This is a genomic window from Streptococcus halichoeri (assembly GCF_019774635.1).
GTDB lineage: Bacteria > Bacillota > Bacilli > Lactobacillales > Streptococcaceae > Streptococcus > Streptococcus halichoeri.
In genome coordinates, this window is the sequence record NZ_CP081502.1 from 1,481,201 (window position 1) to 1,499,503 (window position 18,303).

15 protein-coding genes and 3 pseudogenes are annotated in these 18,303 nt (G+C 35.3%); all 18 read right to left on the reverse strand.

The window, feature by feature from the left end:
* Positions 1–78: 78 nt before the first annotated feature.
* The 18 genes and pseudogenes from dprA to K5J94_RS07115 all read right to left on the reverse strand — a co-directional run bounded on the left by dprA (position 79) and on the right by K5J94_RS07115 (position 17,769).
* Positions 79–918, reverse strand: a complete 840-nt coding sequence (gene dprA, locus K5J94_RS07030; protein WP_159560050.1) for a DNA-processing protein DprA — start codon at positions 916–918, stop codon at positions 79–81.
* 44 nt (positions 919–962) lie between these two features.
* Positions 963–2,011: pseudogene (locus K5J94_RS07035) on the reverse strand (siderophore ABC transporter substrate-binding protein).
* A 76-nt stretch (positions 2,012–2,087) separates the two neighbouring features.
* The gene (locus K5J94_RS07040; protein WP_221912730.1) at positions 2,088–2,843 is read right to left on the reverse strand and encodes an iron ABC transporter ATP-binding protein; all 756 of its coding nucleotides are present in this window, start codon (positions 2,841–2,843) and stop codon (positions 2,088–2,090) included.
* Complete coding sequence (locus K5J94_RS07045; protein WP_221912732.1) at positions 2,840–3,811, reverse strand: iron chelate uptake ABC transporter family permease subunit; 972 nt, start codon at positions 3,809–3,811, stop codon at positions 2,840–2,842. Before K5J94_RS07045 ends, K5J94_RS07040 begins: the two co-directional genes overlap by 4 nt.
* Positions 3,808–4,251: pseudogene (locus tag K5J94_RS07050) on the reverse strand (iron chelate uptake ABC transporter family permease subunit); the annotation flags it as partial. The gene K5J94_RS07045 and the pseudogene K5J94_RS07050, both read right to left, overlap by 4 nt.
* A gap of 352 nt (positions 4,252–4,603) precedes the next feature.
* A complete protein-coding gene (locus K5J94_RS07055; RefSeq protein ID WP_221912734.1) occupies positions 4,604–5,167 on the reverse strand; it encodes a sugar O-acetyltransferase in 564 nt (187 codons plus the stop codon).
* On the reverse strand, positions 5,160–5,951 hold the full coding sequence (locus K5J94_RS07060; RefSeq protein ID WP_221912743.1) for a ribonuclease HII: 792 nt from the start codon (positions 5,949–5,951) through the stop codon (positions 5,160–5,162). Before K5J94_RS07060 ends, K5J94_RS07055 begins: the two co-directional genes overlap by 8 nt.
* Positions 5,938–6,789: a ribosome biogenesis GTPase YlqF gene (gene ylqF / locus K5J94_RS07065; RefSeq protein WP_221912744.1), complete on the reverse strand. Its 852-nt coding sequence runs from the start codon at positions 6,787–6,789 to the stop codon at positions 5,938–5,940. The genes K5J94_RS07060 and ylqF overlap by 14 nt, the downstream gene beginning before the upstream one ends.
* A gap of 88 nt (positions 6,790–6,877) precedes the next feature.
* Positions 6,878–8,137 (reverse strand): tyrosine-type recombinase/integrase, encoded by a 1,260-nt coding sequence (locus tag K5J94_RS07070; protein ID WP_221912746.1) that lies wholly within the window; start codon positions 8,135–8,137, stop codon positions 6,878–6,880.
* A gap of 80 nt (positions 8,138–8,217) precedes the next feature.
* Positions 8,218–8,463: a DNA-binding protein gene (locus tag K5J94_RS07075; protein ID WP_221912747.1), complete on the reverse strand. Its 246-nt coding sequence runs from the start codon at positions 8,461–8,463 to the stop codon at positions 8,218–8,220.
* A 50-nt stretch (positions 8,464–8,513) separates the two neighbouring features.
* Positions 8,514–9,374, reverse strand: a complete 861-nt coding sequence (locus K5J94_RS07080) for a rolling circle replication-associated protein (protein ID WP_221912748.1) — start codon at positions 9,372–9,374, stop codon at positions 8,514–8,516.
* 77 nt (positions 9,375–9,451) lie between these two features.
* The gene (locus K5J94_RS07085; RefSeq protein ID WP_231700347.1) at positions 9,452–10,921 is read right to left on the reverse strand and encodes an FtsK/SpoIIIE domain-containing protein; all 1,470 of its coding nucleotides are present in this window, start codon (positions 10,919–10,921) and stop codon (positions 9,452–9,454) included.
* A gap of 153 nt (positions 10,922–11,074) precedes the next feature.
* Entirely contained in the window at positions 11,075–11,491 is a 417-nt protein-coding gene (locus K5J94_RS07090; RefSeq protein WP_221912749.1) for a hypothetical protein, read from the reverse strand.
* A gap of 294 nt (positions 11,492–11,785) precedes the next feature.
* Positions 11,786–12,367 (reverse strand): helix-turn-helix domain-containing protein, encoded by a 582-nt coding sequence (locus K5J94_RS07095; protein WP_221912750.1) that lies wholly within the window; start codon positions 12,365–12,367, stop codon positions 11,786–11,788.
* On the reverse strand, positions 12,360–14,597 hold the full coding sequence (locus tag K5J94_RS07100; RefSeq protein ID WP_221913806.1) for a DEAD/DEAH box helicase: 2,238 nt from the start codon (positions 14,595–14,597) through the stop codon (positions 12,360–12,362). Before K5J94_RS07100 ends, K5J94_RS07095 begins: the two co-directional genes overlap by 8 nt.
* Complete coding sequence (locus K5J94_RS07105) at positions 14,594–16,375, reverse strand: site-specific DNA-methyltransferase (protein ID WP_221912751.1); 1,782 nt, start codon at positions 16,373–16,375, stop codon at positions 14,594–14,596. Before K5J94_RS07105 ends, K5J94_RS07100 begins: the two co-directional genes overlap by 4 nt.
* A gap of 538 nt (positions 16,376–16,913) precedes the next feature.
* Entirely contained in the window at positions 16,914–17,438 is a 525-nt protein-coding gene (locus K5J94_RS07110) for a replication initiation protein (protein ID WP_231700348.1), read from the reverse strand.
* 96 nt (positions 17,439–17,534) lie between these two features.
* Positions 17,535–17,769, reverse strand: a pseudogene (locus tag K5J94_RS07115) (DNA-binding protein).
* Between the last annotated feature and the right edge of the window lie 534 nt (positions 17,770–18,303).

Sequence of the window (18,303 nt, forward strand, 5' to 3'; positions counted from 1 at the left end):
GCTTAAAGCTTCTAGAATAATAAACCATTTTTTCATAACTGTCAATAAAAAAATATCATATAGGAAGAAAGTTGCTAACTAAAAGACCTCAGAAAGTATGTCTAAGCCCGTCGTTACGCACTTTGCCCCATCTTTTATTAGCTGATGGCATCCTTCGGAATAACCGGTTAAAATATTACCCGGAACCGCAAATACATCTCGTCCTTCATCCAAGGCTTGCTGGCACGTGATGAGACTGCCTGACCGATACTTGGCTTCTACTACTAATACACCTCTAGATAGACCGGCAATAATCCGGTTACGCTCTGGAAAATGATAAGCCAGCGGCGGCTCATCTGGTGCATATTCCGTCAAAACTAAGTGATGGGATGCAAGATAAGATTGCAAGCGACGGTTTTCTTTTGGATAATAATGATCAAAGCCGCAACCAATGACGCCAATTGTTTGTCCTTTATGTCGAATGCTAGCTAAATGAGCCTGCGTATCAATACCTCGTGCAAGTCCACTTACAATAACTAAACGGTTAGCCACCTCACCAACTAATTTAGCAGTAGCCTTAATGCCTTCTTCTGAAGCTTTACGTGACCCTACAACTCCTAATTTAGGTTTTTCCAATAATTGAAGATTCCCTTGATAAAAGAGTAAAACCGGAGGTTGATAAATTTCACGCAAGGCTAGAGGATAACAATCATCAAGGATAGAAAAACTTGGATATTTCAAAAAGGACCGGCGTAAGCTTGTCAGTTCAAGCCCTTTATAGTTTTCAATAAAGATGATAGGATCTTGACATTGGGCAACCACAGCCATATTACGAACAGATAAAGGTGTTTTATGTTTTTTTCGATAAGCAATGATGTTTAAAATCTGCTGATTTTTCAATCCAGCAGCCTTTAATTTAAAGAGTTCAAAATTATTCATCAATCTTCCTCCAACTTACTTATTCGAAAAAAGAAACCGAAAGTTCAGTTTCTTAGCTTTAATTTTTTATCAAGGAAATCTTGAAGGTCTGCAATCATCCGTAACGTTACTCGAATACCACCTGCATTAATATACCAATCGCGTCCATCAACTTCATGAACATGCTTTAGTTTAACGGCTTTGCTTTCTTTGATAACATCATTTGCTAACAATTTCTTTGCCGAGGCTGCTTGCCCGAGGGTCGCTCCGCGATCAAGCACAAATAAATAATCAGGATTCTTTTCAGAAATATATTCATATGAAACGGGTGAGCCATGGGTGCTTAGCTTAGCTTTTCTTCTTTATTGACAGGAACAAAACCAGCTACCTGGTAAATCCAGCCAAAACGGCCAGCAGGCGACTGTGTCAAGAGCTCTGCGCTATTTGCCATAACAAACAAGGCCGTTGGGTTTTTCTTAACCTTTACACTTTTCTTAAGACGTTTTAAGGAAAGTGTCAGTTTCTTTTGGTAAGCTTTTGCCTTCTTCTTTTTCCCATAAATCCGACCAAACATCTCCAAACGCTCTTCAACTGCTTGATCAAATGGCTTTTTAGCATCAATACCACCATAGACAATTGCCGCTTTAGGAGCAGCTTCTTTTAATTTTGTCAAATTATCGACTGAAGCCATCCGTGCGCCAAGGAAGATAATTTCTGGTTGAATACTTGCAATCGTTTCAAAATTAGGTTCAAATAGACTACCAACATTTTGAAAGGCATCTTTTTGATAGATTTTCTTTAGATTATCAGGCAAAAGATTAACGGCGTTTTGGCCCTTAGGAATACCAGCAACTGATTTTTCCACACCTAGTGTAGTCAACGTATCTAAAGCTCCCATATCAAAAACGATAACCTTTTTGGGTTTATAGGGAACCTTCAGTTGCTCTGTAATGGCTTTTTGATTATCAGGCTACCCTAGTTTTTCCTTTTTCAGATAGGCCGTATAATTATTTTGAATGGTAACTGTTTTGCTCTTTTCACTCGCTAAACTAGTCTGGTAGGAAAATAGCAATGCTAAAAATGCGACAAAAGCAAGAAAACTTTTTTTGCTCATAGGAAATACTCCAATATCTGTAGTTTGCACTTGGCAATTAGTCTGTGGTGCTGAACAAACCTGCCCTAAGTGCTCTTTAATGAAAAATGCTGACGCGTTTGCCATTTATTGTTTCAATTCGGATTGGCAATTCGAATAATTCTGATAGAGTCGTCTCCGTCATAATGTCTTTTGTTTGACCTTGTGCATGGATCAAACCTTCTTTAAAAGCGATGATAGTGTCGGCGTAGATTGAGGGAAAATTGATGTCATGAATAACAACTACTACTGTTTTGCCATTTTTTTGGGCATATCCTTGTAGTATTGTCATAATATCGATGGCATGCTTTAAATCTAAATTATTTAAGGGCTCATCCAACAAGAGATAATCTGTGTCTTGAGCCATGGTCATGGCAATCAGAGCTCTTTGCAATTGTCCTCCACTTAAATGCGAAATATAAGTCGTTTTTAAATCTGCTAAGGACATATCAGTCAAACTTTGATTAATCTTCGCTTGATCAGCTGTGCTTAATTTTCCTCGAGAATGTGGAAAACGTCCAAAAACTACTGATTCTTCAACAGTTATTGTGAGATTGAGATGATTGGCTTGCCGTAAAATGGCGAGTTTTTTAGCAAATGCTTGCGCAGAAAACTCAGCGAGAGATTTTCCATCCAGATAAATCTCTCCTTGCTCAGCCTTTTGCAAGCGGCTTATACAGGCTAAAAAAGTGCTTTGGCCCGAGCCATTTGGTCCCACAATAGCAGTCACTTGGCCTTTTGGAATGACAGTTGTAATATTTTTGAGTACTGTTTTTGTTCCGTAAGATTTGGTTAAATTAAAGGTTTCAATCACCGCTTATTCTCCTTAATAAGACAGATAATGAAGTAACTCCCACCTAGGAAATTAAGTAAAACAGGTAGGGGTACTGCAAGCTTTAAGACGTATTGAACACTTATTTGTCCGATCAGCAAAGCTATGATACAAATAAGGATTGCCATTGGTACCCGGATAGTATGGCGGTAGTTAGGAAACATTTGATAGGTGAGATGAACAACTACCAAATCTAAAAAAGTGATCGGCCCTACCAAAGCGGTAGCGATTGCCACCAAAAGCGCAACCCATAAGAATGCTTGTCTCACCAAGCGATCATAAGCAACTCCTAAGGATTTAGCCTGCTCGCTTCCTAATAACAAGACATCTAATTGAGCAAAGAGACGATAATTGAGCAAAAAACTTATACCAACCAATACCCAAGCCAGTCCCATTATAGAAGCATTAAGAGCATTAAAACTCGTAAACAAGTGACTTTGCAAAACCAAAAACTCATTTGGATCCATAATGACCTGGATAAATTTTGCCAGTGATGTAAATAAGGTATTAAAAATAAGACCAACAAGCAAAACAAAATATAGGGAAAGGTGTTGCTCCTTGAAAAAAGAACCAAATAGGACACAGGCAAAGAACAACATCGCCACTAAGGAGCATACAAAAAGTGATAAGGGCCCAGTGGTTAAGAGTTTTTGGCTACCTAGGATTGCCATTTGCAACGTCTGAATAAAAATAAATAAACTATCCAAACCAACAATAGCCGGGGTTAAAAGTCTATTAGCAGTAATCGTTTGAAAAATCAAAGAGGACGTGCCGATACAAATGCCAATTAAAAGGAGTGCTACAAATTTAAGATAGCGTGTTTTTAAGTAATAAAGCAGTAAAAAACGATTGGCTCCTAGCGGAAGACCATACAAAAAGAAAACTAAGGTTAGCGTAAGTAAGATTATGCCAAGACCAAGTATTTTTTGCTTTTCAAGCTGCAATTTCATCCCCTACTAACCTCGCTTTGAGTCATCAGGCGCAAGAAAAAGAGACTGCCTAAAACTCCCAAGGTCAAACCAATAGGAATGTCATAGGGGAAAATAATCAAGCGACCAACAAAATCACAAAACATCAGTGTAACAGCTCCTAACAAGGCAGTTAAGCCTAAATGACTAGCCAAATAATCTCCTTTACTTAAACGAATAACATTGGGAACAATTAATCCCAAAAAAGGAATGCTACCTACAATAATCACAATTGTGGCCGTCACAATAGCTACTAAAATAAGCCCAAAAAGAATCACTCGTTGATAAGCTATCCCTAAATTATGAGCAAAAGTCTCCCCTAACCCCACAATTGTGAAATGATAGGAAAAAATATAAATAGCGATTAAGCAGGGCACCGCAAGAAATAAGAGTTCATAGCGATGGCTAGTCACTAAGGCAAAAAAGAAAAAAACAAAAGGTAACAAAGCTGTTCCACTCATAAAAGCAACTTTGCAGCTTTAAGCAATAGAGAATCTATCAATGTACTCCAGCAATTTTTATAAGCATGTTTGTTTTCAAAAAAAGCAAAAAAGACTGAAGCAAATCAGTCAAAACAAATAAAACATTTTTTCAATTTGAATATGGTCACTTCTTCCCCAAAAACAATAGTGTTGTCACTACATTATTTAATAAAACCATAAAGGTTGACTAAGTAACCTCTATTTAAAGTCCGCTTGCGCGACAATATTTTAAGCGAAACTTTCAATAGGTTAGACCAAAAGAAACTCAGGGTGCTTGTCCTAAGTCTCTCTATTACTGAGATTTCTTATTCCCGATACTTTTAATGACTCGTGCTGGATTACCAGCAATCACTAGATTTTCTGAAAAGGATTTGGTCACCACACTGCCAGCTCCAACGACAACATTATCGCCTAAAGTAACTCCTGGTAAGATTGTCACCCCACCACCTAACCAGACATTATTGCCAATTGAGATAGGAGTCCCATACTCTACACCAGACCGCCGCTCAATCGGATCAAGGGGATGAAGTGGGGTTAAGAGCTGACAGTTAGGGCCAAACAGACAATGATCACCAATACGAATCTCACAAACATCTAAAAACGTTTGGTTGACATTAGCATAGAAATGGTTGCCAATATAAATATTACTACCATAATCACAAGCCAAAGGAGGTTCTATATCTACTACTTGACCCGTTGCCCCAAACCATGATTTTAACAATGCGCTGCGCTTAGCTCCCTCTTGTTCCTGATTAAATTGCTGCATCAGCTGGCGTGCCTGTTGGCGCTCAGCCTGCAATTGGGGATCGCTAGCATCGTATAAATCTCCAGCTAACATCTTCTCTTTTTCAGTCATCGCTTTCTCCTTTTGTAGCATGCTTAAGCAGCGACTTAATTGGTTCAAAGCTCTGGCGGTGAATCGGAGTAAGGCCAAGTTGCGCAAGCCCCTCCAAGTGAGCCCTGGTGCCATAACCGGCATTTTGATCAAAGGCATAGCCCGGGTAGATAGCATTGTAGTTTACCATTATTTCGTCCCTGACGACCTTGGCAACTATTGAAGCTGCCGCTATAGATAAGGAATTAGCATCACCCTTGATAAGTTTAGTTTGTGGTATGGGAAGATCTAAAGTCATAGCATCAATCAAAAGATGCTGCGGTTGGATGGATAAGTGAGCAACAGCATCTAGCATGGCTAATTTTGTTGCTTCATAAATATTGACCCGATCGATCGTCTGATTGTCTTTTAGACCTAAACCGACAGCTAAAGCCTGGTCCATGATAGCTTGATAAAAAGCACGATGCTTATGCTTTGGAATTTGCTTAGAATCATTGAGTCCTTGAATAGAACAGTCTTTGGGCAAGATAACTGCCGCTGCCACAACCGGACCAGCCAAGGGGCCCCGTCCGACTTCATCAATACCTGCAATCCACTCAACACCTTGCTGGTAGAGTGCACGCTCATGGCGCAGCATCAACTCCAAGCGAGCAGCCTCAGCCTGCTTAGCAGCAATGGCTTTTTGCCGTTTTCGAATAGCCCTTTTCACGCCGACACGCTTATCCTGCAGAAAATCAGCCCAGTGCGAATCATCTAAAGTCTCAATGGTCGCTAGCCTTTGCTCAATTTCCTTAATCGTTGCCATCAACATCTCCTAAGACATCCAGCGTATAAGTTCCTAACTTACCATCACGCACTTCCTTGACAAATAACTGGTAGAAGCGATCATAATCATCACGAAAACCTAATTTTTCAGTCATTGTCATAATCATTTCTGGCGCTTCTAAGGCCAGATTGATTCCTTTAAAGCGTCTCGATAAACGCTCTGGATAATGCTGCTGAAAATACTCAAGCCCAAAGATAGTCACCTCGTCCATCGGCAACAATTGATCCTTAATCGCACCAGTCAAAGCCAGCTTTAGGCCCACACTCTCTTCTTCGAATTTAGGCCAAAGAATACCAGGCGTATCCAAAATTTCTAATTCCTTATTTGACTTAAGCCATTGTTGACCTTTGGTAACGCCCGGTTTATTACCCGTTACAGCAATTTTCTTGCCAGCTAGGCGATTCATGAGCGTTGATTTACCAGCGTTTGGAATGCCGATAATCATGGTTCGTAAGGTTTCTTTTTGAATACCCCGCTCGCGCAATTTAACAAGCTTGTCTGTCATAAGCAGCTTAGCAGCATCAGTAACCTTCTTGACGGTGGATTGCTCTTTAGAATTAATGGCTAAGGTCATAAAGCCTTGTTCTGCAAAATAGTGACACCATTCTTTGGTTCGCACAGAATCAGCCAAATCAGCCTTATTTAAAATCAAGAGCTTGGGCTTGTCACCCACAATTTTAGTCAACATAGGATTTTGGCTAGACCAGGGTAAACGAGCATCCACCACGATAGTCACAAAATCAACATATTTTAAATTTTCCTGGACCTGCCTTCTAGCCTTGGACATGTGGCCTGGGTACCATTGTATTGTACTCATATTTATAACTCCTTGTGTATCAAGGCTTTGTGAGCTTTGATAATCTAATTTTTTTATTTTTGGGCAGTTTTTGGGCAAATTTGTTGAATCAACACATTTCACTTTCATTTACTGCCATTTTATCAATAAAGCGACTAATTGCTTCAACTGATTTCTGTTGCGATGCACTCATCAAGTGAGTATAGCCATTTGTTGTTGCTTCTTGAACGTGTCCTACACGAGCTTGAACCTCTTTTAATGGAACTGTTGGGTCATTGCGTAAAACAGAGATATGGATATGCCTAAAGCTATGTGGAATAGCGTTTTTTGTCCACTCAAAACCATATTTTTCTTTACAGTCTTTTTGCAAAACTTTATTTACTCGTCCCAGAACTTCTCTAAAGCTGTGTGAGGTAATCGGTGTGCCATATTCAGTTCTAAAGAGAAAATCAAATTTTCTAAATGCTTGTGATGGGAAATTATCCATGTGTTCATCAAGCTGTTTATTGCGTTCAATCACTCGTTTTAGAGCTTGCATCACAAATTCAGGAAGCTGTTCTACACGTTCGCTTGTTTCTGTCTTAGTTGTATCAAGATAAAACTCGTCAACTTTTAAATCATGTGCTTGCAACGACTTATCAATGGTAACCAAATGATTTTTAAAGTCAACATCAGATGCAGTCAAAGCAGATGCTTCTCCAATACGACAGCCAGTGCCAATAAGGAATAAGGCAAGGTCGTAGTAGTTTTGATTTCGTCTCATTTTTAACTCTGACAAGAAAGCTCTCACTTCATGCTCATCTAAAAATTTCTTTTCAAGTCGCTGTTTTTTCGCACGCTTTTCTTCAACAGTAGCATTTAATTTAACAACCTTTGATGGAGAAAACGGAATCGCATTATGCAAGACACCATAGTCAAATATTTTATTTAACGTACATTTGATATGTTGCATCGTTGAGTGTGTAGATTGATATTTCTCTCTGTACTCATTTAAACAGTTTTGAATGAGTAAAGGTGTAATATTCTCGAGTAAAATATCATCAGATATCAGTTCTGAAAGTCTACTGATAACAAGTTTTTCACGTTTTACAGTTTGAATTTTAACGGTGGTTTGCCAAACTTCAAACCAGCTTGTCTTTAACTCACTAAAGGTAGTCATTGACGAACCTTTGAAAAATCCTTGTTTTTTTGAAATAATATCATCAATTCTATCAATTAACTCATGTTCAGCTTGTCGTCTTGCTCGTGCTGTATTCTTGTGATATACCACTGATGCACGCTTTTTCTTGCCAGTTAGTGGGTCAACATATCGTTCAGCAGCTACATAAAATAACTTCCCATCTTTATTTTTTCTTTCTTCAAAATACATATTTTATCCTCTCAAAGTGACGATATGAAAAATGATAAAATAGAATTTGATTAGCATCTTCCATTTTACCATTTTTTGTGTTATTTTGCCTTAAATCTTGAATAACCATGCTGTTTCCAATAAAGAAAGTCCTCAAAAATTTCTAAATTAATAAAAACCAACTTGTGCGTTGGATTGATTACACCTTGTCTAAAATGTCTATTATCTCGCATTTCAGATAGCCAACGATTCAAGGTGTAAATATTAAGGTTCTCATAACGCATCAAGATACCTTTTTTATTCGTCCATACAGCATCACTTTCAATAGGCACACTTTTTATTTTCATATCGTACCTCAATCTGCCATCAACCAAATATGGTATAATGGCTTTACAAATTATTTTTGGAAGTCCTGATTGCCGTCAGGGCTTTTTGTGTTTCTTAATTTCCATGCTGTTTCAGGTGGGCTATTTTGAATCATTTTTCCATCTGCTGTAATATCCACTTGATAAATGGAAACATCTGCTTCAAATTGATTGTTCAAGCTATTTTTACCACCTACAACAAAAGATGGAATAAAGTTTGATAAGTCTTCATCTGAAAGCTCCTTATAATAGATTTCAGGCTGCTTCAGTCCACGACTTACAAAATATCTCGGTTGATGAAACGCACTAGGCATTTCGATTAACTCTTTCGTTATATATTTTGTGATATAGCTTGCGGATTTTTCTCTGTTCTGAATTTTAGAAACGGTGCTAAAACCGTTATTCCAGTTTTCAGCATTGTATATCTGTATCCCTTTTTTCTTGATAAGTCGATTGCTTTTGGGATAACGAGCTTCTACAAGTGGTGGAGATAAGTTACCTGTTACACCACGAAAATGTATTCGTCCTGATTTATGAAGCTCAGGAACAAAAAGATAATCAAATTTTCCATATTTTTCTCTTTGATATTTTAACCATGCTTGAAGCCTTTGTCTTGAGTAGGTGTAATTCCTAGCGTTTACTTTGGCATCATCTAGTGTTAAAGTCCAAAATAAGTTGAAATCATTGGTCTGACAATAATATTTTACTTTTCGCTTTGTCCGAAAAGCTTGCTCCAAAACACGTTGCTTTTGCAACTCTTCATCATCTACATCATTATGAGTTCTTGTATTTCTATTAATTTGCTCAGATGGTGCTCTTGTTATATTTGTGCCATATCTGATAATTTCAGCGTGGTCTTCAAACATTATTATTTTTGCATTATATTCATTCATCTTATTCACTCGTATTTCATCAGCCTATCTTGCGTGTATGTCGTGTATGTCAAGTAGTACACGCAAGAGTAACTGAGTCACAGGGCTTGTGGCGAGCCACCGCCCTGCGTCTTAGTTAATTTTAGTAATGTTGCTTTAAAAGGTAATTTCTCATCGTTATAATAGGGAGAGTGAAACACTCTTGGTGTTTCCCAATTAAGAGCATCGAGCCAAATAATACCCTCATAATTCGATGAATCTGCTTGAGGTAAATCTTTTAAATTCATAGAAAACAGTTCCTGTGCTTGAATTTGTGAAGTACGTCCGAGATTTACAATCATACCTAAATTACTACGAACTGTTGAATCTCCTAAAAGGCTTGCAGGAAATGCTTGCCCTGATAGTAAAATTGTCATAGACGCTTGTCTTGATTTGACAATAAGTGTTAGAATCCTATCTGAAATTTGGGGCATCAATCTATCAGCAGGCTTTTTCAATTTATCAGATGCCTGTGTTGCAGATGCAAGAGCAAGGAGTTCATCGCAAGCTATTAGAATTGTTCCTTTATCTGGAAATTTCTCAATATAGGTTACATCACTCTCATCTGCCAAATCACAATTCATTTCAGCATATCGTTGATTCATGATTGCAATAGCATCATCTAGTAATGTCAAAGTTTCCTCAGCTTTGATAGCAGTGGGTATTTTTGTAAATATTCCTGATTGTGAAAGAAATCCAGCTTTTCCATCTATGAGCATAAGTTTGTTATTTTTATTATTCGCCAAAAAAGAAATAATAATTGATTTTATGAGACTCGTTTTTCCACTCGCAGTTTTACCGAAGATACCTATTTGCGGTTGCTTTCTAATATCCCATGAAAGTTGTTTTGTTAGCGGAATATTAACCATATTCGATTTTTTAAGCTTGCTCAAATCATCAATCACTAGTCTTTCATCAGCATCATGTGAAAATATAATTTTTATTGAGCCGGTTGTTACACTGCTGTCTTCAAGAATCCATACATAATTGGTCTCTTTTATTAAAAATCCTAGTAATCTACGTCCAATATCTTTTTCCATCTCAAAATTAATATGTCCACCTGTTTTTAGATTTATTATAATTTTTTGTTCTGACGCTGAATAACTCCATTTAACTGATTTAGTAAAATTAAATGAATCATCATGTTGTGCTAATAAATTAGCTTCCTCTGTAAAATTTCTCAAAAGCGTTTCTAATTTCCATTTTTGAATAGGAGAATATCGAGAATGCAATAAATTCCATAATGCAATCACAAATATTCCTAAAATAAGAAGTATCATCATAATCATAAAAGGAAGCACATTAAAAATTATTCTTCCTTTTGAGATACTAAGTATAACATTTTTTATATTGCACCAAATCACTAGCAGTATAGTAAGAGCAAACCAAATTGTTAAAGTAATCAGATAAATTCGATGCTTTTGATATAAAATTTGAGCTTGATTCATGTCAACAGTTAATTTGCTCGAACCTCCTCCCCACATTGGGGGCAATCGAGCAATCCATTCGATAATTTTATTAATCTTCAATGTCTTCAAAGTCTCCTTTCATCTTTCCAGTTAGAATGTCGCGCGATTGAGATTAAATATAAAGCACGTTCCTTGTTATAGTTCTCGTCTTGTAGGCAATATTCAATTTCATTGAAATATGCCCAAATATTTAATTCTTTTCTATTCATCATATTATTCCTCTGTACCTTCTGTTTCAGAAATATCTAAAACAACTTTCAAATCTCTCCAACCTGAGCTATTACGATTGCTGACCCATTTCAACATGACTTTACCTTTTTCAATATTGATTTCAGAGCCTACAAGTTCACTGATTGCTATTTCACGTAAATCTTCTTCATTTCCCACAAGTTCAAGGATAAATGGTTTTAACGATGAGATGTCTGAACCAGATTTTTCAACAACTTTAGCTAATACGGCATCCACAACATTGCAGGAGATTTTTCCTATAGAACCTTGGATAGTTTCTCCATTTTTTGTAAATTTCTGAGATGCACTGGCAAGTTGAATTTTTACATTTTTTGGAAATGTAACATTCGAGATAGTAGCTTCTGACAATTTTGGGTTATTGATTGGTAAGAAATTTTCCATTTTGATTTCCTCAAATACAACTATCTACGGTTAGTCATATCAGCATTATTAAAGACCGTATTCTTATGAGGTATCTCTAACTAGTATTGAGATTATTCAATCAAAGTTCATGACCTCTTTGATGAATCTATTTTCTCAAAAAATGAATGATTGCCACAGTCCATGACATGAGCGGTTTTGAATGATATTCTTTTAAAAAAACATAGAAATTAGGGTAATTTATTCATAAATTTTTGGAATACCCTTGTACTATAAGCATCATAAAAACCGCCCATATCATGAGCGGTCGAAATTTTATTCTTCTGTTTTTTCTGTTTTTATATTCATTTTATTTAGCAAAAGTTTAGCATCATAAATATTTTTCAAGTAAGAGTCGTACAAAACAATTTTTATCTTTATATTTTCAACAGAATTATTTAGTTTATGTTCAGTTAAATCAAACATCGACTGACATATAATAGGATTCAATTCTAGACCTATGCAAAGTTTAGCAATATAAATCTTACTGGGCTGATAATCAAAATTGTTTTCTATTCTTCTGATAGTAGCTTCGGATACCTCTGATTTTTCAGATAACTGTTTTTGGGTTAGTTTGCCTTTCTTTCTTAAAAATTTGAGTGCTTTACCAAACTCATTAGGCATTTCAGAAATAAGAATCTGCGTTTCCATCGCAATTCTAGTTATCTCATCGGTTTGTTTTTTAAGAGTTTCACTTGAATCATCAAATAAATCAGTTTCAGAAGCCTCATATTGAATTTTAGGAAAGTGTTCTTTTTTATTTGATGGTCTAATTTTGAGATAACCATGATGTTCATCGTGAAGCAATTTGGTAATCTTTCTCCATAAATTTGTAAGAGAACGTATTATTTTAGTCATTTATCATACCAAACAATCTTGAAATAGCTTGCCATTCATCAGAAGCCATATCATCAATCCATTCGCCACTATTCAAATAGTAAAGTTCCTCATTCATATCACGAACAAATGCCCATTTTACATTGTGTTTTGAAGCATATTTTTTCAACGCTTCATATTTTGCAGGGGCATAAGGGTCAATATTCTTATCTTGTCCTTGATTATTTTCTCCACCTTTTGTTTCGATAATAACAACATCGCCATTTTTCATTTGAACAATAAAGTCAGGATAAAAATGTGATACTCCACCATTTGTTGTGTAAACTAATGAGAAATATTGTGAGCCATTATCTCCATTTTTATATACAAAATCAACAATATCAGAATGTGATTCTAACCATCGTTCTATCAAGCGTTCAACAATACTTGGACGAACGGCAATAGATGCAGTTGTATATTTTTCATAAGCACTTGTTTCAACGATTTTTGCATCTGCAAGTTTAGGGTTATAGGTATAACGCTCAGTTAATGGAATTGTAAAATCATTTTGCTGAATATTATCTAAATCAAGACTTCCTTGAACAGCTTGTTCTACATCTATTTTTCTGAATTCTTCACGTAAAGCACGCCAGTTATTCAAAATAAATGCTGTCCATTCGTTCGCATCTAATTTTAGAATGGAAGTTACAAGAGAATAACCACGCCATAAGAAGAATCGCTTAAGCATTGCTTCAACTTTAGACACTGGTAAATGAATAACACGATCAAGTTCGTGAAAAGCATGAAGCAAATCAATACGGTTATCTTGATAGTCTGCTTTAACATAACGTTCACGGTCTTGTAATCTATCTGCGTTTGCTAAAACATCAAATCTACCTTGTTTGAAAATAGTTTTAATTTCGTTCCCTAAAATGTATCCTTGATTTTTTAAAATTAAGTAATTTTCTTCTAAATCATCCGTAAAATTGAAACGTTTCTTTAAGCCCTCATATATATTATTTAGAATCATTTTTTCGTTTAGAACTTCATCATAGTTAATTACTCGTTCAGAAGTTAGCTTTAAAATTTTAGCTCTATCTTTGAGGTTTAATAATGGAGTTGGTGCAACTGCTGCACCTTGTGCAAATACCCCATTTAAGAAATCTGTATCAAAAGTATAAAGGTATGCATTATCAAGAACATCAACGTTATAGTGACCTATCCAAGGTTGTGGCATTCGGCGGATTCGTCCAAGTGTTTGAACTGTGAACTGTTCTCCCATATTTTCACGAATTTTGACTAAGATTTTAGCACGTGGAGCATCCCATCCTGTTGCAATAGCTTGCTTGATAATAAGGTATTCTACTTTATTATCAAGTTTGTTCACATCAATGACATTACGTTTTTGTTCAGAAAGCCAAATACCAAGTTTACCATCTTCATACGTTTTATGCATCGTTTCTTGAAGATGCTTTTCAATACGTAAAGATAAATCGGGTGTTGATTCATCAGGAAGTTGGATCAATACGAGTGGATTAATACCCGTTATTCCATTTTCAATATAGCTATCAACAATTTGTTGGCGTTTCTTTTCGGCTGAATTAAATAAAATTGCAAACTCATCTGTTCCATCAAAACTTATATCAATTTCTTCGTTGACCACTACCGCTTTTGTAATCAAACCAGATGCGATTACTGATTCTTCTAATACTTCATAGAACTCAATTATATCGGGTGTATTTGGATCATCAATCGTTGCTGACACACGAACTGTTTTAGATGCCTTAAATTGTGAGATAATATCACGTGCTTTTTTAGTATCATTGCGATGTGCTTCATCAATAATCAAGATAAAGTGACAGTCCTCTTGAAAAGCTTTTTCAATTTTATCAACTAGATTAGCTCGTTCACTATCAGTAAGCATTGCTTTTGATTTTTTACCGACTACACGTTCATAATTAATAAAAGTTGCTGAACCTCTTTCAAAACCATTAAGTAAAGCATCATCTACAGATTGAGGCTTAATACTTGAAAAGCTATTTGCTTTATCTTGTGATTGTTCTTCGAGATCCCCAGCACCTGGTGTAAACCAAACAAATGCGACATTATCCCCAGTTGAACGAATATATTCATCAATCCATGATAGAAGTATAATTGTTTTACCCGCTCCAGTTGGCGCTTTAATAGTAATGTTATTAACATCATATTCTGGTGCAATAAAAGTCAATAGTTTATCGACTACATCTTGTTGAAAGTCTTTCAATTCTATCATTTTGTCCATAACTCCATTCCAAAGAAATAATTTGGGATTTCTTTTACTCTAATTTGTAGATCTTGTAAGATTTGATTTTGCTTATCATCTCTAAAAACATCAGGATGCATAAAAATCGTTGAGTTACTAATAAGTTGTTTATTATTAATCAATGATTCAAGTTGTTCTTCGTTTAAAACAATTTGAACTTTAGGATTCGTAATATCAACTGCAAATTCCAATTCTACAAGTGGTGTCACATATTTCAACAATTCATATTCAAGATAAACATCCGGAAATTCTTTTTTAATAACAAAGTCAGTTTTAAAGTATTTTAGATTGAGAGAATGCGCTTCATACTTTTCAGTACCGGTAGAAATACGTTTCATACGCTCGTAGGTTACTTCTTCGGCTATGTTATTTTCATTGTTAGTAGCAAGAATAAATTTACGAGTACCGCCATCTTCTGCATTGAGCTCTGTAACTGCCTGCCCTGTTGTTCCAGAACCTGCAAAGAAATCAAGAATAGTGGCATCCAAATTATTAAACGTAATTGATTGAAGTAACTCTTTTGCTAAAGTTACAGGTTTAGCATATGTAAAATCATTTTTCTTAAATCCCAGTTTTTCTAGTTCGAGTGATCCATCTGATTTTAATGAAACTATTGATCTCAAAAGCATCCTATTAGTTTCTTCAAGATAATTCACACTAGAAATTTGAGTGTTTTCATCTTTGGCATACCAAATTCTACCCTGCAAATAGCTTCCATCTTCTAATTCTTGAAATTCGCCTTTCAAAGCATCCTCTAATGTTTCATAACGCCAGCGCCACCCTCTAGCTGGAACTTTTACAGGCTTTGCAGTTTTAGGATGTAAAACATCATATCTAGGCCCAAAAGTATTTGCGTTAGGCCATGACATATTTATTTTTCCATAAATCCTGAAATTATTATCTATATTATTGTATAAAGTGATAGCTCTTGGTAACTCATTTTCTCGGTAAAATCCCTTAAGAAGATTTTGTGCTTCCAACGGCGTTTTACCAGCTTTTTTAGCTTCATCAACTAATGAAAAAATATTTTCCAATCCTTCTTTCTCTACCATAAATTCATTTTTAGAATTTTTCGTATATATCAGGACATATTCATGAATTGCTCCAATACCTTTATCATTTTTTGGAACTCGTTTATTCCAAATCAAGTTTTCTACAAAAGCACCTTCTCCAAAAATTTCATCAAGTAATAACTTTATTTGAGCAAACTCATTCTCATCAATATGCAAAAATAAAACACCATTATTTGACAGTAACCTTTCAGCAATTTTAAGTCTACTATGCATAAAACTTAGCCATTTTGAGTGAATATACGTATCATCATTTAATACTAGTTTATCATTGTATCTAAATGCACCCTCTTTTGTCCCAGTATTATAAGGTGGGTCAATATAAATCACATCAATCTTGCCGAGATGTGTTTTCTCCAGCAGATGTAAGCTGTGTAAGTTATCACCTTCTAATAAAAAATTATAATCTTCTGACCCAGGATTACCATTGATTTTCTTGTTTTCATCTTCTACAAAAACAGGGATTTTAGTTTTCATTTCTTCTTCAACTTTTTCAGCATGTTCTTCCCAAACTAGACCATACTTTGTTGTGTTGAGCATTTGAATCAGCTTTTCGAGCTTTGGAATATCATCTGTACGCTCTTCATCTCGTGCCTTCTCAATTAGAGTTTTAACGTAAGCAATCGAATCAGCTTTCTCGTTTTTGTGAGGACGATCATTAAAAATATTTTCAGACATTTAAACAACCTCCAACTTAATTGGAGTTACTTTTTAAGAATGCTGAAAAAAAATAAGTTTTAACTATTATTTTAAATTGAAATTGAAACATTTTATGTTTAACCTCTTATTAATCTTTTTTTAGATAGTACCATTATACCAAATATGTTGGTATATAACTATTTAATAATTTTTTACTTGGGTACTATTCAACAATTCATTAAATTTTGATTGGGCAAATTTGGGGGCAAATTTCGAAGCTCATTGCTTATTATTGCTCAATACATAAAAATAAGTATAAATTTCATTAATTTTTTCCAGATATATTTACTCCACTTCAAAAAAAGAAAAACCCTTAATTTATAAGGACTTTTCGCTAATCATAATTCAGTTTTCATCGATTTTCAACTTCATGTTTTTTTAGGAGTTAATATTCAGGTCATTCAACCACTGAATAGTAGCCATAGAGTTAAAATTCCTTTCATAGCAAGGTTTTGACGGAGGTGAAACTGTCTAAATTCTATCAGGTCACCAAAAAGTCACCAAATTTAGACTAATTTCACCAAACCATTTCATACCCAATAATTTTTTGCTTTCCTTCACGAATACATTTAATCTCAAAATTTGAATGATATTTCTTAATATCTTTTAATATTTTGGGTAGGATATTGACATTGATATATCTTGGAAGATAGCTTTCTTTTATTCCAATTATATCTCGGAATTCTGCTAAACTTAAATTCGTTTTTTTGCTTTCATAGTGATTTTCAATCCAATCATTTAGTGATTGAGAATACTTACAAGACCAAGACTTTAAAGCGGAAAAAGAAATTTGATTTTTTTCAATAAAATTATTTAATGCATTCACTGCTTTTTCTTGAGAGTTAGTTTGTCTATGAGTATAACCGAATGTAGTTTCATAATTAGCATGACCTACACGCTCCATAATGTCCCTCATAGCCAATTCCATACCAGCACTTTGAAGATAAGTAATGTGCATGTGTCTAAAAGAGTGCGGTGTTACATGCTTCGTCCATTTAAAACCAAATTTTTCCTCACACGTTTCAATCAATTCCTCTTCCACTCTAATCAAAACTTCTTTGTAATAACTTAAAAGAAAATCGAAACTATATTATGTTTAATAAAATAATTGACAATACCTATTATACCACGATTTTCTTCATCTGACCGCCCCTTGCTTCCATCTTACAAACTCTTTAAATCCTTCCAAATTGATAAAAAACTAATTTATGCGTAGGGTTAATCACATATTCTCTAAACTGTTTCTGATCTCGCATTTCACTTAACCATCGATTCAGTGTGTATTGATTTAGTCCTTCCCATCTCTTTAATAATGCTTTCTTATCTGCCCATTCAGCTATACTATTATCAACAGACACATATTTAATTTTCATACTCATTTCTCTCTTTTTATTGTCCTTCAGTGGGTATGACTGGTTTCATCAATCATGGGCATCTCACCCGCTGTCCTTTGTCGCTGGCAGCCTGAACGTTCAGAAGTATCATTATCTTTATTTGTCATCATGGCAGATAGAAAACCAAGCTATTTTATAGCTGATAGTTTCTCGCTCCTATCATGGCGTATCATACTAAATTGCTCAACAAATAAGAAAGTCCCACTTTGGTTTATTCAGTTGTCAACGGACAGAATTGGTTTTTCAATTTGAAAATAACCTTACAATGAGTATAACCAAGCTATTGATAATCCCTCATTTTTGTGACAAAATGTCACAAAGTAGTTCGAAATAGAGACTCGTCATGAAAAAGATGATAGATAACGATATGATGAAGTCTTTTTTATGACGAGTTTGAAGACCTCTATTATGAAAATGAGTCAATATTTAATACAAAGGAAAACTAAAAGGACCGATTCCTGTTCAATATAGGATTCAGTCCTTATCATTACTTAATAGTCCAACCTTTGAGAG